This window comes from Bacteroides eggerthii, from assembly GCF_025146565.1.
GTDB classification, from domain to species: domain Bacteria; phylum Bacteroidota; class Bacteroidia; order Bacteroidales; family Bacteroidaceae; genus Bacteroides; species Bacteroides eggerthii.
Map to the genome: position 1 here is coordinate 3120490 of NZ_CP102258.1, position 20556 is coordinate 3141045.

The window sequence follows — 20556 nt, forward strand, 5'->3', positions numbered from 1 at the left end:
TAATTTTCCTATCTTTGCCATGCTAAATGACACCCAACCCTACATAATCGTTATGGATACATTACTCAAAGAGACGGTGGACCTTACAGTCAACTCCCGTTATCCCGGCATGGCTCCCGAAGGCAGACGGCAAATAGAAGAAGTCCTGATCCGCAAAGAAGTGGAAAAAGGAGAGATTCTATTGAAAGAAGGACAAATAAGCCATAATCTTGTATTCGTCGGCAAAGGCATGTTGCGCCAGTTCTACTATAAAAACGGCAAGGACGTCACCGAACATTTCTCTTATGAAGGTTGCATTATCATCTGCATTGAAAGTACCCTGAAGAAAGAGCCCACCCACCTCATGATTGAGGCGCTTGAGGACAGCATTGTCTACTTGCTGCCTTATGACAAGCTGATGCTGCTCACCGAAGTGTCTTGGGAAATCAATATGTTCTACCGCAAAATACTCGAATATTCCCTCATCACTTCACAAATAAAAGCCGACTCCTGGCGGTTCGAAACTGCACGCGAGCGTTACAACCTGCTGATGCAGCACCAGCCTGAAGTTATCAAGCGGGCTCCCTTGTCGCACATTGCTTCCTATCTGCTGATGACTCCGGAGACATTGAGTAGAGTGCGTTCGGGCATACTCTGACGTTTCTACGGGGTTGTCCGGACCGGTCATATCTGAATTTATATAGAATATTAACTTATTCTATGCCTAAACAGCTTCCTGTCTCAAATCTTTTTATGAGACAGCTTGTTTATCAAAAACGTTATTCATCTTAAAATTCAGATTATGACCACAATATATACTTTCGCACAAAGTGCGATCGAAGAAGCCCAAAATGCCGGACGCTATGGAACCGCCAATCTGTACACCAGCGCCATTAAAAGTTTCCGAAAATTCACCGGAGACATACCTCTTACCTTCAAAGAACTCACACCGGGACTGATTAAGAAATACGAAGAAAGCCTGCTCCAGAAAGGGCGGCGCCACAACACCATATCAGCCTATATGCGTATGCTGCGCTCCATCTTCAACCAAGCGTACGTACAAGGCATTCCCGATGCCACATCTGCCGACGAACTGTTTCGCTTCGTATTCACAGGATACGAGCCTACCACCAAGCGGGCCATCTCTCCCGCCCTTATACGCCGCCTTTCACAGTTAAAGTTGGAGCAGCATCCTCATTTATGCTTCAGCCGCGACCTGTTCCTGCTTAGTTTTTACCTCAGAGGAATTCCATTTGTCGACCTCGTCTATCTTCGCAAGACGGACATGAGGCATAACACCATTTATTACTACCGCCACAAAACCCGCCAGCAGCTATCGGTCTACATCGAACCTTACGCTGCCGACATCCTGCGCCGGTACACTAACAAACATTCCCAATCCCCCTATCTCCTACCCATACTTTCGTCCACCGGCTCGGAAGGCTACCGGCAATACAAAAGCGCCTTACGCCTTTACAACCAACATCTGCACCAACTTTCCAAAATGCTACATCTAAACGTGCCACTCACCTCCTACGTGGCGCGCCACTCTTGGGCCACCACCGCCAAAGAAGAGGGAGTAGCCATTGCCATGATAAGCGAAGGCCTGGGACACAGCTCCGAAAAAGTAACAAACGTTTATCTCGCCTCCTTCAACAACAATGCAATGAGCAAAGCCAACAGGAAAGTCATTTCAAGAATCTATCCAAAGAAAAAGAAAAAAAGGTAAGTTAAAATGTAAAATATATTCACATATACAAAGAAAAAGCTAAAATATCTATCTCATTCTCTTACTTACAAGGTAAGAGAATGAGATTTATGGGGACAAAGGTAGAAAAAAAATCAACAAATAAGCAAATGATTTTATATTTTAATCAAATTATATGGTATTAAACCTCATAAAATATAAATAAAAACTATTTTTCATTATTGCGTTCATTTCGATTTTATTTACACATTTTTCTTTCCTGTTTTATTCTATTCTCTGACATCATTTTCTCAATTTAAACAATAATAAGCATCGTTAATGTGTAATAATCAGATGTTAACAAAGAGAGAGAGACTATTTACTATGCCTCATTTATTCTCTTACCTTGTAAGTAAGAGAACATAAAAACAGGAACAAGCAATTAAAGAGTACGGCCTAATTCTTTTTTTATCGGAAAAAACTGATTATAAACGTATTACAAATCCATGAAACAAGTATTACGATTTAATAAAGTCATCAAGTTAATCATCATTGCCGGTGATTTATGTATATTGAATACTATCTTCATAGTATTATATCATATAATAGATGTCCAGACCCTCGGTGAGACATTTGCCAATTCTCTTCTCCGGCTATTAGTCCTTCTGAACCTGGTCTATATTACCTGCAACTACTCCCAAGGCGTTATTCTGCATGAACGCATTGTGCGTCCGGAACGGATTGTGACGCGTGCCATACGCAACACTTTTTTCCATGCAGTAGTATTCATCAGCCTTATCAGTCTTGCAGATTTCGGAACTCTTTCCGCACGTTTCTTTATCTTGTTCTATTTCTTTTTTCTTATTTGCTTAACTATCTACCGGCTGACTTTCCGCCAAATTTTAAAGTCCTATCGTCGTTCGGGCGGCAACTCCCGTAGCACCATACTCTTAGGCGACGGTGAAGACATGATTGAGCTTTACCATGAAATGGCAGGAAATGCAGCATCCGGTTTCAAGATAATCGGCTATTTTGCGGAAGCGCCTTCCCCACTCTATCCCGAACAATGCCCTTATTTGGGCCTTCCCCAACATGCACTTCCTTACATCCAACATAGCCCAACAGAACACGTGTACTGCGGACTTCCTTCATCATACAGCAAGGAAATCCTACCCATCATCAATTACTGTGAAAATCATCTTATACACTTTTACAGTGTGCCCGATGTGCGCAGATACCTCAAACGCCACATGCATTTTGAAATGTTGGGCAACGTTCCCATTCTATACATCCGTCAGGAACCATTGGCGCAGCCGGAAAACAGACTTCTTAAACGAATGTTCGACATTCTTTTCTCACTGCTTTTTCTGTGCACGCTTTTCCCTGTGATATACCTGATAATAGGCACAGCCATAAAAATCACCTCACCCGGTCCCATCTTCTTCAAGCAAAAACGCAGTGGAGAAGCCGGCAAAGAGTTCTGGTGCTACAAGTTCCGTTCCATGCGCGTAAACAAAGACAGTGACACCATGCAGGCCACCAAAAACGATCCGCGCAAAACGAAGTTGGGAAATTTCCTACGCAAAAGCAACATCGACGAACTTCCGCAGTTCATCAACGTCCTGTTGGGCAGCATGTCCGTAGTGGGACCTCGTCCTCACATGCTGAAACACACCGAGGAATATTCCAAGCTGGTTGACAAATACATGGTGCGGCATCTCATAAAACCCGGCATCACCGGATGGGCGCAAATCAACGGTTTTCGTGGCGAGACCAAAGAACTGTGGCAAATGGAAGGCCGCGTGGAACGAGACATCTGGTATCTGGAACACTGGACTTTCATGCTCGACCTATACATCATTTACAAAACCGTAAAAAACCTGATAAGAGGAGATAAAGAGGCCTATTGAAGTGAATCGAAGCTTGAGTATTGAAAGTTAAAAACCAAAAACACATGAAAAGAAGAAATCTGATATTTTTATTATTGCCTCTGCTACTGGCAGGATGCCAAAGCTACAAGAAAGTGCCTTATCTGCAGAATGATTTGGGCCAGATTGCCTCAGCCGATACAAGCACACGCAGCATGACCCTATATGATGCCCGCATCATGCCGAAAGACTTGCTGACAATCGTAGTGAGCTGTCCTGAAGAGCCCGAACTGGCAGAACCATTCAACCTGACCATAGCAACTCCCGCCAGCAACACCGGCAACAGATCCCTTACTTCCCAGCCTGCGCTGCAACAATATCTCGTAGACAATGACGGAAATGTGGAATTTCCCGTATTGGGTACTATCCACTTAGGCGGCCTCACCAAAGGAGAAGCCGAACAGTACATCAAGGACAAACTCAAATCCCAGTTTCGTGGAACACCCATTGTCACCGTACGCATGGTTAATTATAAAATTTCAGTCATCGGCGAAGTGGGCAGTCCGGGAACATTTACCATCTCCAACGAAAAGGTCAATATCTTCGAAGCCCTTGCCATGGCAGGCGATATGACTATCTACGGCATTCGCGATAACGTGAAGCTGATTCGTGAAGACAATACCGGCAAACGTGAGATTGTGACGCTCAACCTGAACGATCAGGACATTCTGCAATCACCTTATTACTACCTGCAACAGAATGACATTTTATATGTCACCCCAAATAAGACCAAGGCAAAAACATCCAATATCAGTAGCAGCACCACTATCTGGTTCTCGGTTGTCGGCTCACTGGTTTCATTGGCGAGTCTTATTATAGCAATTACCAAATAAGTGAGACAGAAAGACAAAACTGTAAATAAAAAAATTACGGACGTGAAAGAAGAAATATACGACGACTTGTTCGAAGAAAAAGAAGAGAAAACCAACTGGCAGGCTACACTTTTCAAATATGTCATCCGCTGGCCGTGGTTTATAGCCTCAATCATTCTCTGCATGGCATGTGCATGGCTCTATCTGAAAACCATTACTCCGGTGTACAATATCAACGCATCCATCATTATCAAGGATGACAAGAAAGGTGGAAATTCCGGCGGTGATCTCAGTGCATTCGAGAACTTCGGCTTCATATCGTCCGCTAAAAACATTGACAATGAAATAGAAATTCTCCGCAGCAAATCGCTCATCAAGGATGTAGTCAGCGAACTGGGCTTATACATTAGCTATTCAGGCGAAAGCGGATTCAACAGAATCGATTTATACGGTTCATCCCCAATACTTGTGCATTTCCTGCCCGAAGATGCCGAACGCATGTCTGCCCCTATACTTCTGAACATCAGCTATCACTCCAACCAACAGATAGATGTGACGGCAACCATTGGAGAAAATACCGTCAGCAAACATTTCACGAAATTACCAGCCGTTCTCTCCGGTGAGGCCGGTACACTCACTTTTATGTCCAACCCTTCTGTTCCTCCCACAGGCAGCGGTAATATAGATGTAAGCATTGTCAATCCCCTGTCCGTAGCCAAAGGATACCGGGGAGCCTTGTCCATTGAACCGACCAGCAAAAGCACTTCCGTTGTTACCGTATCGGTGAAAAACACGAATAAGAAACGCGGCGAGGATTTTATAAACAAGCTAATAGAAATATATAATAAAAAAGCCAACAACGACAAGAACGAAGTGGCGCAGAATACCGCCCGGTTCATTGACGAACGCATCTCCGTCATCAATCAGGAATTAGGCACTACGGAGCAGGAGCTGGAAAGCTTCAAACGCGAAGCAGGCCTCACCGACCTCAGCAACGACGCACAGCTTGCCGTCAGCGAACAGTCCGCCTACGAAAAGCTGTGCGTGGAAAACGGCACACAGCTCAATCTGATTCAGTATCTCTCCGAATACATTCAAAAGCCGGAAAATGCAACCTCCACCCTACCTGCCAACGTGGGGCTGAACGACGCCACCCTATCCGGCCTTATAGCCCAATACAATGCCCTGATTCTGGAACGTAACCGACTGCTGCGCACTTCTTCGGAAGCCAACCCTGTTGTGCGCCGTCTCGACAGCAATATACAGGATATGCGTGCCGGTATCATCACCACCATTACCAGCACACGCAAAGGACTGCTCATCACCAAAGCCGACCTCGACCGTCAGGCAGGCAAATACGCCGGACGCATCAGTAACGCTCCTGCACAGGAACGCCGTTTCGTCAGCATCCAGCGCCAGCAGGAAATCAAAGCTGGACTTTATCTCATGCTATTGCAGAAACGCGAGGAAAACAACATCGCACTGGCTGCTACCGCCAATAATGCCAAAATCATAGACGATGCATTGGCAGATGATTTCCCGGTATCTCCCAATAGTAAGTCAATCTACATGATTGCGTTCACACTTGGACTCGGTATTCCGGCAGGGATTATTTACATCCTGAATCTCCTCAGTTTCCGTATTGAGGGACGTGCCGATGTAGAGAAACTCACCGCTGTACCCATTATCGGCGATCTTCCCCTTACCGAACCGGAAGCCGGACACACTCATACCATAGCCGTCCGCGAAAACGACAATGATATTATGGCGGAAACATTCCGGAGCCTGCGCACCAACCTGCTTTTCATTTTGGGCGATCCGGACAAGAAAGTAATTCTCATCACATCCACCATGAGTGGTGAGGGAAAAACATTCATCGCATCCAATTTGGCTGTCAGCCTGGCATTATTGGGAAAGAAAGTGATTATCGTCGGGCTGGACATCCGCAAGCCGGGACTGAACAAAGTGTTCCACATCTCCCACAAGGAGTATGGCATCACCCAATATTTGTCTGCCCCCCAAAGCACCGATCTGCGTTCCATGATACAACCTTCCGGCATATCTCCCAATCTCAGCGTATTGCCCGGCGGAATCATACCACCCAACCCAACGGAACTGCTGGCACGCCAATCCTTAGAAGATGCCGTTGAAATATTGAAACAAGATTACGATTATATCGTGCTTGATACCGCCCCTATCGGCATGGTGACCGATACGCAGCTTATAGCTCGTGTGGCCGACGCCAGTATTTATGTCTGCCGCGCCGATTATACACATAAGAACGATTACCAACTGATCAACGAGTTGTACAACAATAATCGTTTGCCCAATTTGTGCACCGTCATCAACGGGCTGGATATGAAAAAGAAGAAATACGGCTATTACTACGGCTACGGCAAGTATGGCAAGTACTATGGTTACGGCAAGAAATATGGCTACGGTTATGGATACGGCTATGGCAGCACCTCCGACCGTAAATAGCATATACCCCATAAGTCCGGGGTACTTCTACATGAAATACTGTCCCCGTCTCCGGGCTTATATTTGTTTGTTTGTCGGTACGTTGCGGCGGTAGAGCGCTGCCGTCGCACGTACCTTTTAAACTAATGGATCACAAAAACAATGCAAAGTACCAAATACACAGAAACGGAAACCGACGCCGTTTGTCGCCAATGGCTGGTGGCTTACGTGCAGTCATGCCTTGAGAAGAGGACAGCCCGGCGGCTCGCCGCTATGGGCATTGAATGTTATCTGCCCATTCAAAGTGAGATTCACCAGTGGAGCGACCGCCGCAAACGGGTGGACCGCCTGATAATTCCGATGATGATATTCGTGCACGTCACTCCGCAGGAACGTGCGCTTCCGCTAAGCCTGCAAGCCGTCAACCGCTATATGGTGTTGCGCGGTGAAAGTGCGCCTGCCGTAATCCCCGACGAGCAAATGGCACAATTCCGCTTCATGCTCGATTACAGTCAGGAGGCAGTGGAGATGTGCAGCGCCCCGCTCGCTCCCGGCGACGCCGTAAAAGTCATAAAAGGCCCGCTGGCCGGACTGGAAGGAGAACTCGTCATCCTAAACGGAAAAAGCAAAGTAGCCGTCCGTCTGGACAAACTGGGATATGCCCATGTGGATATGCCCGTAGGCTTTGTAGAGAAAAAAAAGAAGGCGCCAACCGGCGCCTTCTAAACAAAACATGCAACAAAGAGCATTACGCTCTTACACTGTCAGGACATCTCCCCTCCTACACCGTCATCGCATTTGCCCCGAACACGCCCAGCACTGCCGAGGCCACTGCAATCACCACTTTCAGAATTGTATCCCAAATACCTGCACTTTTACTCATTTTCTTCTTCATTTTAAATTGTTCATAAAAACTTGTTCATCACTCTCCTCATCCCAACGGGTTTTCCTCTTCCCCATCGTCCGGAAGGCCGCCTGTTCCGCCCGATGAACTGCCGCCGTCGGCAGAAACCAGTTCGTAGGTAATGTTATTCGGAGCGCCTTTCGTGGTGGCTACCGAATCGTTCACCAGTCGCAACGTACCGGCAACCTTGAAGTTGACCCGCACCTTATCAATGTTCTTCACCGTACAATCCTTTTCCAGCTCCGTAGCCACACAATGGAACGAAGTGCGGAAAATCCCGAAATCATCCAGACGGACACTGTTTCCGTCTGCCAACTTCTCACGTATGTTTCTCACGATTGCCTTGCCCACGTGCAGCACATCTTCCGCCGACATGCCACCCAAAGCCTCAATCTCTTCCGCGATACGCTTCAAATCATACATCTTCGCATCGCGCGGCTTTCTTTTCAGGGTATAAACCAGCGGAGAAGTCTTATCTCCAATCTTTTTGTAGCGCTGTGTACGCACTACCAATGCATTTGCCATAAATCTTTACTTTTTTAATGGTTGTTACTTTTTCACTTTTCAATTCTCGATTGTCAAATCTCTCAGGAGCTCCTTTTTTGACAATGCAAAGATACCTCCTCCACCCCACTCCGCTACCCCTTCTCACCCCTTTGCGCATCCTTGCACACCATAAGGAGAGTTACCGCGGCTTATGGCACCTTATGACGCAATAAACCTCTGCACATGCTTTCATACCCCGTCATTTTTCATTAACTTTACATCAACAATCGTAATAAAAATGTTCCAATGGAAAAATCCTCATTCACCATACGCAGTTACAGCAAAAGCGAGCTGGCCATGCTTTACAGCCCTTACATCACACCCAAAGCCGCTGTCCGGAAACTAAACCGCTGGATAGCCTTCAAACCCGGACTTCAAGAACAACTCCGGGCCAGCGGCATGCTTCCCAACGCCAAATGCTACACGCCGCTTCAAGTGCACACAATCGTGGAAGCGCTGGGAGAACCCTGACGTTTACAAAGCAAATGCCGGGCGTTGCTGCTGCAAACACCCGGCATTTCATGCGTAAATCCCCGGACTTTCAGGAGTAAAACCCCGGAAAAACAACCAAACATTTGATTCCTGCCCCTAAAATTCCTACTTTTGCATGATTTTTCAGAACAAATGTACGAACTCCTCTTTTTGTGAGAGGGGGCGGCGTAGCGTTTTCATCCCTCTTCCTTTTTCAGCAGTTCAATCCAGGGCAGCCTGTCCTTATCCAGCACTTTGCCCTGCATTTCTGCCATTACCTGCTGTTCCGACTCGCGCTCATCATACCGGCCGCATGGCTGCCGCACGAACAACACGCTGCCCGTCCGGCACAAATCCTGGTCGCGCACCTTCAGCATGTCGAGCCTTGTATAGTTGCGGTCCGGCTGGTTGATGCGGCTGATAGAAAAAATGAAGTCGGCAAGATTGGCCCAGTTGGCACTGCCCGAAATGGTGTACATGTCTATTTCTTCCAGTTCATCCTTTCCACTCTGCTTCTTCAGGCTGCGGGGATGCGCCACGATGATGACCCAGATGCCATTGCTGCGCCCCCATGCCTGCATCTGCGTCAGCATGGCCTTAATGGCCTGTGTTTCCGTATTGTAGCGTCCGCTTTCCATCTCCATGAAAAGATACGGGTCGATGATGAGATACTTCAACGGTACAGCCCGTTTCACCCGTTCCGCACGCTCAATGATATTGGTAGGTGTGGGCGAAATCTCATGCAGATCCAGATGCACCATGTGGGCGTTCAGAAAAGAGACAATGGGCTGCAACTGCTCCCGGGTATATGCCGTCATGTTCACTTTGCCCAACATCAACCGGATGAGGTGCGCAATGTGCTTATTCTTGTCGGGAACCTCGAAAGAGAGAAAGCAGACGTAGCGCCCGGTCTTGGCCATGAGGTGGCAAGTCAGGTCATTCAGAAAATCCGTCTTGCCGCTGTTGGGCTTCCCGGTAACGATTATCAGTCCGCCCTGATCGGTGGGATGAAACACTTGGTCGGTCAGCGGGCCATAGCCCACATCGTATCCATGATCGTATTCGCCACGCAGCACGTTCAGCACCTCATCCGTCCGTTCGCCTACGGTGATGATGTCCGCCGTATGCCGCGGACGTGCAGAGTCGATAATCTCGCGCACCACACCGGAACCGTATGCCACAAGCACATCGGATATGTCCTTGCAGCCGCCGGGCAAAGTGGTGAACAGGCAGCGGGACCCGAAGTAGTCGGCAAGGTGCTTCACGAGTGTCCGCCCCGGCAGGTCGCAATCACCGCAAATCACCAGTTCGCGCACCTGGTCCAGCCAGGGAACAAAAGCCTCGAAACTTTTGCGAAGGTCGCTTGCAGCGCCGTTGGGCACACTGATGACATAAGGGTAGCCCGCCTCGTACAGAGTCAGCACATCCCTTCCTCCTTCGGTGACAATCAGACGGGCAACACTCTCTTCGGAAATCCGCAGCGGGTTAATGCAGTCGATATTATAGGGCGGACAAGGCGTAGTGGGCGAATCCTGACTCCAGCATTTGGTGTATCCGGACGAGGAAGGGTCGCACGAACGATACTTCACGTTGACAGGTTGCCCGTTGACGTAGTTCACATAGGCAATGCAGTGGTACATCGTTCCGGCAGCGTTCTTTTCGTCCTTGCCGTCCTTTCCACCGAAGCAGCGGTGCGTCAGGCAACCGAGATGTGCACTGACAGCCGTTTTCAGGGATATTCCCTGGTCGGCAAGATAACGGCGGGCGGCAAGCTGATCAGGGTCGGCCGTCTCCGGCTCATCTGTCAGCGGCTTTATTCTGGCGAGCACGTCGGGCGAGAGATGTTTGTAGTCATCGGGAATCATCGAGACTTCGGACACGAAAGTTTCCCCACCACCGGCATTGCCCGCCAACGCCGCACTTCCGTTCTTCCTTCCCGCCGATGCAGGGAAAGAAGCGGACGGGCCGCCATACGCCCTCCCGGCCGACAGCGGGCGTTCTTCCCAAAAGTCTTTCAGGCGGCCATGAAAATCACATCCGGCATAGAAACAATGGTAAAATCCCGTCTCGCGGGAAATCGAAAGGTGTTTCTTGCCACATTTAGGACACAGGGCCAGATAATTCTTACCCACGTTCTTGCGTTCAGGAAAATCGCAGAGATAATAAAACGGTTTCACAAGTTCCCTCCTTCCCAGTTATTGCTCAGCACATTCCACACGCTCCCTGCTCCCGGGCGCGGAGACGCATCATCAGGGATGTTGACCATTCCCTCTATCGGGTCGTCATAAAAGCGCATTCCGGTTTCGGTGTCCGTCCACTCAAACTCGCACAGCGGATGATTGTTGCGCTGCTCGCTCCGCATCTCACGCATTGCCTGCTCCCTTTTCCGCCTTCCGGCGGTTGCGGCATCCTTCAGCAGGCGTTGTCCATGGGCAGACTTCAGCAGGTTGTTCAGCCAGCACAGACGTCCGCTGTGACCGGATTTCATGAAACGCTCCTGCCCCGCAAAGTGAGGAACCAGCAATTCGTTCACCAAGTGCACAAGGTTGGCACAGGCATCCCCGCGTGTCAGTCCCTCCTCCTGCTGGAAGCGGTTGATCAGCGGAATGAAGATCTGCAATTTCTGCACCGGGTTTTCGTTGATGACATGAAAGAAGTGCCGGGCAGCTTCCAGACATTCTTCCGCAGGAATCGGATTTCCTTTAGGAATATCTTTAGTAGATTTATAATTATTATATATATTATAATTATATATATCCGCTTGCGGAAACTTTTCCGGTAATTCTTCCGGTAATGTTTCCGGTAAACTTTCCGCAGCATCTTTTGCTTTCCAAAGATAAGAGTAGAAAGATTTCATTCCATACACATTGCCGTCCGGAACGATGCCGAACGAACGGCTTTGCCTGACCGCCTCCACCAGGCAGCGTGCATTCTTGAACTTCAACGACAGGCCGAGGTCGTAGAAATTCTCTACGGGGTAAACCGCTTCATCGTTCATGTAGGCGGTGACTCCCAAATAGAGGTCCAGCAGTTTCGAAATGGTAGAATCTGTTATTTTACGGCTTTTCCACAGCCCTATGGTCTTTCGCAGTTCGTATATGGAAAGAGTAGTCATGTTTGCTTTCATTATCTGTTATTTTTAAAATCTCGGCGAAGTTAACGCTTTGCCCCCGGAAAAACTGTACCCGACAGTTGGGTACAGATATACAGTTTCTTATATTTATTAACATTTAAAAACGAAATCAGTATGATTTTAAAAGCAAAAAAAGCCGCCGACCACATGGAGTTCGGCGCATTCATCAGTCGTGAAATCCGTCTTCTAAAAATTGATCGCGCAATGTTCCGCGAAGAGTGTCACATGAGTCAGTCCTATCTTGAGGACATAAAAAAGGGCTCCATAATTATGAGATAGACTATTATGAGCACATTCTGAGCGCGTTCAGCAAATTTACCACTCCCGAAAACGCCCGGCGCATCTATCTGGAAGGGGTAAAAATCCTGTTTCCGAAGCTGAAAGAGTGATTTTTTTCCACTGCTCATTGCGAGGGAAAAACACATTTCCTGTCAAAATACTTGGTGTTCTGACGAGTTATCCGTAATTTTGCCTCGCATTTATCAATTACTATGGCTTTCGTCTTTCCTGCAAAATGTGGGAGAGGCGAAAGCGTAGCGTACTTGTCAGGAAGAAAAAACTTCATAATTATCCCAAGTTGATTCCTATTTCCAATCAAAAATATAACTCAAAGTGGGTTATAATACCTTTATGGGAATTATAGCCATACAGTGAGTGCTTACAACTTTAACCTTTGCCACATACTTAAAAACTATCAATGAATAAAGACACTCTGTATACTCAAACACCCCTTATTCTGGATAATCCACCTTCCAATGTCACTGACATTGAGGCCCTGTATGGTGCTTTTATAGTCTCTTTGACTTTGCTGTTCGTAATATCCTTTATAAAATATTTTATTGGAACAGATATTAAGCAAAAAGAAGTCATAAATATCATGATAGAATTGCCTATAGATATTTTCACAATCGCGATTACCACTTTAATTACCTTTTACTATATGGTTAATTCCATGAATCAAATGTTCATACTATTGCTAATGTCTTTTGTTATCATGCTATTAAGCAGCACCTTTCGTCGCTATGCCATAAAGGAGTTGAACAATGACAACATCAGAATAGGTAGAATCACAATATATACTTTTTTTGAGACAGCATTATCCTTTGGCGGTGTTTTCCTAATCGCCATAATACTATCCAACTAACAATCATCATGGACAACATAACACTCATTTCTATTATAGTTTCTTTTTCTACTACAATCTTCACCAGCATATTAGTTTTCAACGCTATAAAGCTAAAGAAGGGCATCGCTTTACGTCAAAAAGAAAAAAAGACTCAAGCCACACTCAGTTACCAAAGAGAACGTATAGAATCAGAGGTTTACGCAGCTACCGAGAAACTATTAGGGAGCAATCTCCGCTTTGAAGAGACCAATCATCTCTTTTATAACGAGCCTAGCCCGGATATCAAATTAAGCGAGCATGTCATCGATGAATCCTTCTTCCATAATTTGGGCATTAACATTCAAGATATGGAAGTAGAAAAAAACTGTATAACTTGTTTAATGCCTTTCCATAAATCATTTGACCGCTTGTATGACACCATAAAAAAGACATGCAGTTCTGTTGACTTTCAATGTACCAGAAGTGATGACGAATTCAAAACTGGTAATATATTAAAATATACATTAGAGCTCATCCTAAAATCTCAAATAATCATAGCTGTAATGGATGGACGGAATCCGAATGTTTTTTATGAAATCGGCATCGCCCATAGTATCGGGAAAACAGTCATTTTACTTGCCAATTACAGCAAAATGGAAGACATTCCATTCAACCTGAAATCAAATAGATTTATTTTTTATAAAAATTACAACGAATTAAACAGTGAGTTATCCAACGCTCTAAAATCTGTAACAAATGATAGACGAGAATAAAAAAAAACAGATTATAACTGCCCTTGTAACCAAAATACCCAACATGCAATGCCCAATGTGCCATCACAACCAGTTCACAATTATTGATGGCTATATTACCGAACATTTACAAGATGATTACAGGAGCATAGTTATAGGATCTGGAAAGACGATACCTTCAATCATTTTAGTTTGTAGCCAATGTGGTTTTATGATCCAACACTCACTCGGCGTTTTAGGGATTCTTAATAATGAAGGTGAAATAAAATAGTAGAGTAATAGCATTTATTCCAAAACTTAAAAAACACTTCAAAGCATGGAAAAGGACATCAAAATTGCAGTAGCCGGAACCGGCTATGTAGGTTTAAGCATAGCAACTCTACTCAGTCAGCATCACCATGTAACCGCGGTAGATGTAATACCCGAAAAAGTAACACTGATAAATAACCGCAAGTCTCCCATACAGGATGAATATATAGAAAAATATTTAGCAGAAAAAGATTTGAGTCTATGTGCCACACTTGACGGTGCATCGGCTTATAGAAATGCAGATTTTATAGTAATAGCAGCGCCCACTAATTATGATCCGGTAAAGAATTATTTCGATACAAGTCATGTTGAAGAAGTGATTAACTTAGTATTAGAAGTAAATCCGGATGCTATAATGGTTATCAAAAGTACTATTCCGGTGGGTTATTGTCAATCTCTTTATAAGAAATATGCAGCAAGAGGTATAGAAAAATTAAATCTACTTTTTTCACCGGAGTTTTTACGGGAAAGCAAGGCGCTTTATGACAACCTTTACCCCAGCCGCATCATTGTCGGGACCAATATGGATAATCCACATTTAGTAGAAGCGGCACATACATTTGCCGCACTATTGCAGGAGGGAGCAATCAAGGAAAACATCGATACATTATTTATGGGACTTACGGAAGCAGAAGCTGTAAAACTATTTGCCAACACATATTTAGCTTTGCGTGTCAGCTATTTCAATGAACTTGATACATACGCTGAAATGAAAGGGCTTGATACGGCAGCCATCATCAATGGAGTATGTCTTGACCCTCGTATTGGTACGCAATACAACAATCCTTCTTTCGGTTATGGCGGTTATTGTCTGCCCAAAGATACCAAGCAGCTTTTAGCTAATTACAGTGATGTTCCGGAAAACCTGATAGGAGCTATTGTAGAAAGTAACCGTACCCGTAAAGACTTCATAGCGGACAGAGTTCTTCATCAAGCCGGTTATTATGACTATTATAACCGAGGCGATTTTAGTCCGGCAGAAGAGAAGCACTGCGTAATTGGTGTTTACCGACTGACGATGAAAAGTAACTCAGATAATTTCCGTCAAAGTTCCATTCAAGGCGTTATGAAACGCATCAAAGCAAAAGGTGCAGAAGTGATTATTTATGAACCGACCTTACCAAATGACGGCACTTTTTTTGGTAGTCGTGTGATAAATAATATAGATGAATTTAAAAAGCAAAGCGATGCAATTATTGCCAATCGATATGATATTTGCTTGGAAGATGTGAAAGATAAGGTTTATACAAGGGATATTTTCGGAAAAGACTAAAAATGAATAATAGAGGATCCATATTAGAATATTACCCTTCTAAACTTTCCTCTAATTATTTACAGTATTTGATTATATAAAAAGCAAATATCACAATAATATTTTATGACTATATCTTCCAATAAAACCATAGCAAAAAATACACTATTTTTGTATCTTCGTATGATGTTTACAATGATTATTGCTTTGTTTACATCACGTATCATACTACAAAAATTAGGAATAGAAGATTTTGGTATATACCAAACAGTGGGAGGTATTGTATCCTTATTATCATTTATCCAAAGTTCCTTAAATGCAGGAACCTCCCGTTTCTTGACTTTTGAAATAGGAACAGGAAACTTGAAGAAACTTAAATGTACATTTTCTACTGCTTTAATTACACATTTGTGCTTATCATTTATAGTGGTAATCATAGCTGAAACAATTGGTCTATGGTTTGTTTGCAACAAATTAGTCTTATCGCCAGATCGCTTAAGTGCAGCACTATTCGCTTATCAGATGTCTATCATTACTTCATTTATTTCCATTACTCAAGTACCATATGGAGCAATAATTATAAGTCATGAGAGAATGGATGTTTATGCATATATGAGCATTGTAGAGGTATCTTTAAAATTAGCAATTGTGTATTTGCTTTCAATAACCAATTTAGACAAGTTAAAATTATATTCATCACTCTTATGTATATTGCAAGTAAGCACAATGCTCTATTACAGATTCTATTGTGCAAAACATTACAATGAAGCAAAATTTAATTTTAAATTCGACAAAAAAATTTTTAAATCAATTTTAAGTTACTCAAGCTGGAACTTATTTGGTCATTCTGCTACAGCTTTAGCAACACATGGAACAACTATTTTAATAAATATGTTTTTTAATCCTTCTGTTGTTACAGGGCGATCTATAGCAAACCAAGTAAACTTTGCAGCAAATCAATTTATTAATAATTTTCGTACTGCTTCCAATCCCCAAATTATAAAAAAATATGCAGCAAAAGATTATAATAGCAGCAAAAATTTAATGATTAACTCCACGAAAATTTCTTTCTATATGATGTTGGCACTGGCACTACCTATATGCCTAGTTTCTAAAACATTATTACGATTATGGTTAGGTCTTGTCCCTGAATACTCTGTAACATTTCTCCAATTAACAATTATAACAAGCCTTTTTATGGTCTTCGATGCTTCATTCTATGTACCACTTTATGCAAAAGGAAGAATCAAAGAAAATGCATTAATTGTATCAGCTATTTTATCATTATCTGTTATCACAATTTACTTTCTACTTAAATTAGGATATGGTCCAGAAACTACAGCTTGGGTGCTACTTATTGATAATATAATAATAAGTCTAATTATAAAGCCTATACTTCTTATAAAAATAGTAGGATACCATTGGCATGAAATATTACAAGTCTTTTTTCCATGTCTCAAAGTCTCTATAGTTTCTATACCAATCCCAATCATATTATATTTCTCTAGCGATATTTTATTACATAATGAAATAACTTCATTTTTAGTATTAAGTACTATCAGTATGCTCTGCGTTGTTTCAGCTTCATGGCTTGTTGGAATTGACAATATTACTAGAAATAAAATTATTATAACCATAAAACAAAAATTCTCCTCCAAAAAAGAACGGCAAAATGAGAAAGAAGCTACATGATTTCTTTAATTGGGTCATATTACCAGTTATATTAAATATTCCATCGCATAAAATTCGTTTTTATGTAATAAAACAGATATTAGGTAAAGTAGGAAAAAATGTTTCTTTTTTAAGAAAAGTTATTTTTTTTGTTCCTAAAAACATTTTCATTGGTAATAACACTGTAATAAACTCATATGTTTTATTAGATGGGAGAGGAGGACGCATAATCATAGGCCATAATGTTGATATAGCTAGAGAAACAAATATCTGGACAATGGAGCATGATTTAAACGATGATTACCACAAAGCAATATGGGGAAATGTTATTATAGAAGATTATGTATGGATTGCTTCTAGAGTCACTATATTACCCAATGTGCATATTGGAAAAGGTGCAGTCATTGCTGCTGGTGCTGTAGTTACAAAAGATGTCCCCCCAATGGCCATTGTAGGCGGAGTACCTGCAAGAATAATTGGTACAAGAAAGAGTAAATTAAAATACCAATTAAATTACACACCCCTATTCAGATAGACAAAAAAGTAATAACTATATATAAACTATTTATCAAAAATAAATAACAAATAGATAAAGCTTACATAAATGAAAATTTTATTTGTCTGCCCTTCAAAAAAGTTATTCAATAACCCCTTTATTATTGAATTATCCTCTGCTATGAAAAAATTGGGTTACCAAGTAAATACTAGTGTATCTGAATTTTGGAAACATCCCTATAATTATGATATAATCCATATACAATGGCCACATGCTATTTTTAATTTTTCAACGCCAACAACAACAGAGATAATTCAACTAAAAAAGCATTTTGATAACATAAGGGGGCAAGTCCAATTAATCTACACTCGTCATAATGAAAAACCTCATTATAACAATGACAAAAACTTAAGAGAATGCTACAAATTAGTGGAAGAAAGTGTAGATGCAATAATCCATTTAGGTAAATATGGGATTGATGAATTAAAAAAAAGATTTTCTCAAACACAACATTTCATCATACCACATCACATTTACGAAAATATATACAATATTAAAATATCAAAAAAGGAAGCTAGAACTAAATTACATATCCCTTTGAATGATTTTGTAATCCTTTCTTTTGGTGCATTTCGAAATATAGAAGAAGCCCAAATGATCATTGATAGTTTTAAAATTGTTCAAATACCCAATAAAAGGCTTATAGCCCCTTCTATAGGCCAACCATTGAATCTTTATGTAAGACGCAGAAATATATTCAAATGGATATCAGCATGGCGAAAAAGTTTCCAATTAAAGCGGAAACACATATATTTTTCAAAAAAATTCGTCGAAGATAAAGAGGTCTCTTACTATTTTGCAGCATGTGATGTGGTCTTGATCCAAAGAAAAAAAATTCTTAATTCAGGTAATTTACCACTAGCATTTTACTTCTCAAAAGTAGTTATAGGTCCCAATATTGGCAATGTAGGTATTACATTAAGAGAAACCAATAACTATACATTCAATCCCAACAAACTTAATTCAATAACATCAGCCATTGAAAAAGCATATAGAAGTGACAGAAGTTCTATAGAAAAAGCAAATTACCTCTACGCAAAAGAAAAATTTACTTTAAATAAAATAGCTTTAATGCATATAAATGTATATAATACTCTATTAAATAAAAAATGAATAAAAAAAACTACTCTATCATTATTCCCCACCATAATATCCCAATTCTTCTACAAAGATGTATTGATTCTATACCACAAAGGAAAGATACAGAAATTATTATTGTAGATGATAATAGTAGTGAAGAATTTGTCAACTTCAATCATTTCCCTGGAAAAGAAAGAACAGATGTAACTATTATATTCACAAAAGAAGGGAAAGGAGCTGGTTATGCAAGAAATATAGGTTTATCACAAGCGTCCGGCAAATGGATTTTATTTGCAGATGCTGATGATTTTTTTAATTATTGTATAAAAGATGTCCTAGACGAATACATTGATTCCAAATACGATATCGTTTTTTTTAAAGTAAACAGCATACATTCTGACACATACGAAAGTTGCCACATAGGGGACCATATAAATAAATGGATTGATTTATACACAAAATCCCCTTTAGAATCTGAAAAATATCTCCGATTTGTTTGGGGAGAACCTTGGTGCAAACTCATTAAAAGGGATTTAATATACTCACATCAAATCAGATTCGAAGAAATAGAAGTTCAGAATGATACAATATTTTCATTATTAACTGGATTTTACGCTAACAACATCTCAATTGATAAAAGGCATATTTACAACTATACATATAGGCATAATTCTATTACTACGGTTTTCTCTGAAAAGAAACTTTTTACACGAATTCTTGTATGTGCAAAAAGAGAAATATTTTATAGGCAACATAATATCCACCTACATGATAATTGGATATGGGAACATTTAAACACATTATTATCTACCAATAAAGAACTTTATCTAAAAGGGATAAAGGAATTACAAGCACTTGGATTTAAAAAGGCTGAATTAAATCATAAACTTTCTATTTGGAAAATAAAACATCATTATTATAAACTAAAAAGAATCTTCCACATCAATGTATAATACAACAAATATCCCCTCTATTAAAACAAAAGCAATTCATATTGTAGTATGTATAAATGACGCATACTCACAACATTGCGCAGCAACTATTGCATCTATTTTTATAAATAATAAAAATGAAGTTATAAAAATACACGTTATTACAGACTATATTTCTAAAAAAAATCAAAGTCGACTAGAAAAGATAGCATTTAATTTTAATCAACAGATACAATTTTACACATTTAACAACTCTACCCTAAACAGATGGCCTTGTTTTAAAGATGGAATGCCACCACACGTTACAATCCAAACATATTATCGATTATTTATCCCTCAGATTTTACCTCTTAACATAAAGAAAACATTTTATTTAGATTGTGATTTACTCGTTTTACATCCTCTAAGAGAATTTTGGAATACAAAGATGCAAAATAAAGGAGTTGCTGCAATAGCAGATCAATGGACCGATTACATAGAAGCTGCTACAAGATTGAAATACAGAAATGATAGAGAATATTTCAATGCAGGAGTTTTACTTTTAAATTTAGAATACCTACGAAATCATAATTTTACAAATAATGCTATTGATTTCGTAACTAAACATGCTAATGATATAGTGTATCACGATCAAGATGTTTTAAATAAGCTTATTGGCGAAAATAGAATAATTATGCCCGTCAAATGGAATGTATGTTCATTTAAAATTAATGATAAGATTCCCCATATCTACAATGCAACCATGAATGATGCGCGAAAGGATCCATATATTATTCATTTTTTCGCTCCCATAAAACCATGGAACCAGGATTCTAGTCATCCTTATAGATCTTATTACTATTATTTTTTACAGTTTACTCCATGGAAACATGAAGTTAAATGCCATTATTCATTAAAAAATACCATTCGAACTTTTTTAATCAAGATTGGTCTAAGAAAATCCCAATATGCAATAGCACCTCAATCATATATGAAATAA

19 protein-coding genes and 1 pseudogene are annotated in these 20556 nt (G+C 41.5%); 16 read left to right on the plus strand and 4 right to left on the minus strand.

Going from position 1 to position 20556, the window contains the following annotated elements:
* Positions 1-52 precede the first annotated feature (52 nt).
* The 6 genes from NQ546_RS12955 (at position 53) to NQ546_RS12980 (ending at position 7592) form a co-directional block, all read left to right on the plus strand.
* Entirely contained in the window at positions 53-637 is a 585-nt protein-coding gene (locus NQ546_RS12955) for a Crp/Fnr family transcriptional regulator (RefSeq protein ID WP_004293022.1), read from the plus strand.
* Between the two features lie 144 nt (positions 638-781).
* Positions 782-1708 carry a tyrosine-type recombinase/integrase gene (locus tag NQ546_RS12960; RefSeq protein WP_039953268.1) on the plus strand — a complete coding sequence of 309 codons (927 nt, stop codon included), beginning with the start codon at positions 782-784 and terminating at the stop codon, positions 1706-1708.
* 464 nt (positions 1709-2172) lie between these two features.
* Complete coding sequence (locus tag NQ546_RS12965) at positions 2173-3576, plus strand: undecaprenyl-phosphate glucose phosphotransferase (protein ID WP_004290677.1); 1404 nt, start codon at positions 2173-2175, stop codon at positions 3574-3576.
* A gap of 44 nt (positions 3577-3620) precedes the next feature.
* A complete protein-coding gene (locus NQ546_RS12970) occupies positions 3621-4427 on the plus strand; it encodes a polysaccharide biosynthesis/export family protein (protein WP_004290676.1) in 807 nt (268 codons plus the stop codon).
* A gap of 42 nt (positions 4428-4469) precedes the next feature.
* Entirely contained in the window at positions 4470-6887 is a 2418-nt protein-coding gene (locus tag NQ546_RS12975; RefSeq protein WP_039953346.1) for a GumC family protein, read from the plus strand.
* Positions 6888-7028: 141 nt separating this feature from the next.
* Positions 7029-7592: a UpxY family transcription antiterminator gene (locus tag NQ546_RS12980; RefSeq protein WP_004290674.1), complete on the plus strand. Its 564-nt coding sequence runs from the start codon at positions 7029-7031 to the stop codon at positions 7590-7592.
* A 55-nt stretch (positions 7593-7647) separates the two neighbouring features.
* Here the strand turns inward: NQ546_RS12980 and NQ546_RS12985 are convergent, their stop codons facing one another.
* Complete coding sequence (locus tag NQ546_RS12985; protein ID WP_021940011.1) at positions 7648-7749, minus strand: smalltalk protein; 102 nt, start codon at positions 7747-7749, stop codon at positions 7648-7650.
* Between the two features lie 48 nt (positions 7750-7797).
* Positions 7798-8295 carry an HU family DNA-binding protein gene (locus NQ546_RS12990; RefSeq protein WP_004290673.1) on the minus strand — a complete coding sequence of 166 codons (498 nt, stop codon included), beginning with the start codon at positions 8293-8295 and terminating at the stop codon, positions 7798-7800.
* A 267-nt stretch (positions 8296-8562) separates the two neighbouring features.
* On the opposite strand from NQ546_RS12990, the gene NQ546_RS12995 reads away from it, so the two are divergent.
* Positions 8563-8787 (plus strand): DUF4248 domain-containing protein, encoded by a 225-nt coding sequence (locus tag NQ546_RS12995; RefSeq protein ID WP_004290672.1) that lies wholly within the window; start codon positions 8563-8565, stop codon positions 8785-8787.
* A 197-nt stretch (positions 8788-8984) separates the two neighbouring features.
* Here NQ546_RS12995 and NQ546_RS13000 read toward each other — a convergent pair whose 3' ends face one another.
* Positions 8985-10964 (minus strand): DnaB-like helicase C-terminal domain-containing protein, encoded by a 1980-nt coding sequence (locus NQ546_RS13000; RefSeq protein ID WP_004290671.1) that lies wholly within the window; start codon positions 10962-10964, stop codon positions 8985-8987.
* The gene (locus tag NQ546_RS13005) at positions 10961-11914 is read right to left on the minus strand and encodes a hypothetical protein (RefSeq protein WP_004290670.1); all 954 of its coding nucleotides are present in this window, start codon (positions 11912-11914) and stop codon (positions 10961-10963) included. The genes NQ546_RS13000 and NQ546_RS13005 overlap by 4 nt, the downstream gene beginning before the upstream one ends.
* A gap of 120 nt (positions 11915-12034) precedes the next feature.
* On the opposite strand from NQ546_RS13005, the gene NQ546_RS13010 reads away from it, so the two are divergent.
* The 9 genes and pseudogenes from NQ546_RS13010 (at position 12035) to NQ546_RS13050 (ending at position 20556) form a co-directional block, all read left to right on the plus strand.
* The gene (locus NQ546_RS13010) at positions 12035-12199 is read left to right on the plus strand and encodes a hypothetical protein (RefSeq protein ID WP_004290669.1); all 165 of its coding nucleotides are present in this window, start codon (positions 12035-12037) and stop codon (positions 12197-12199) included.
* Positions 12200-12617: 418 nt separating this feature from the next.
* Positions 12618-13064: a hypothetical protein gene (locus NQ546_RS13015; protein WP_004290667.1), complete on the plus strand. Its 447-nt coding sequence runs from the start codon at positions 12618-12620 to the stop codon at positions 13062-13064.
* Between the two features lie 8 nt (positions 13065-13072).
* Positions 13073-13798, plus strand: a complete 726-nt coding sequence (locus tag NQ546_RS13020; RefSeq protein WP_004290666.1) for a hypothetical protein — start codon at positions 13073-13075, stop codon at positions 13796-13798.
* Between the two features lie 295 nt (positions 13799-14093).
* Positions 14094-15359 carry a nucleotide sugar dehydrogenase gene (locus NQ546_RS13025; protein ID WP_004290664.1) on the plus strand — a complete coding sequence of 422 codons (1266 nt, stop codon included), beginning with the start codon at positions 14094-14096 and terminating at the stop codon, positions 15357-15359.
* A 105-nt stretch (positions 15360-15464) separates the two neighbouring features.
* Positions 15465-17030, plus strand: coding sequence for an oligosaccharide flippase family protein (locus NQ546_RS13030; protein WP_081446766.1), 1566 nt, complete (start codon positions 15465-15467; stop codon positions 17028-17030).
* Positions 17031-17286: 256 nt separating this feature from the next.
* A pseudogene (locus NQ546_RS17405) lies at positions 17287-17505 on the plus strand (acyltransferase); the annotation flags it as partial.
* A 108-nt stretch (positions 17506-17613) separates the two neighbouring features.
* On the plus strand, positions 17614-18678 hold the full coding sequence (locus NQ546_RS13040; RefSeq protein WP_004290660.1) for a glycosyltransferase family protein: 1065 nt from the start codon (positions 17614-17616) through the stop codon (positions 18676-18678).
* Positions 18675-19598, plus strand: a complete 924-nt coding sequence (locus tag NQ546_RS13045) for a glycosyltransferase family 2 protein (RefSeq protein WP_004290659.1) — start codon at positions 18675-18677, stop codon at positions 19596-19598. Before NQ546_RS13040 ends, NQ546_RS13045 begins: the two co-directional genes overlap by 4 nt.
* Entirely contained in the window at positions 19591-20556 is a 966-nt protein-coding gene (locus NQ546_RS13050; protein WP_004290658.1) for a glycosyltransferase family 8 protein, read from the plus strand. The genes NQ546_RS13045 and NQ546_RS13050 overlap by 8 nt, the downstream gene beginning before the upstream one ends.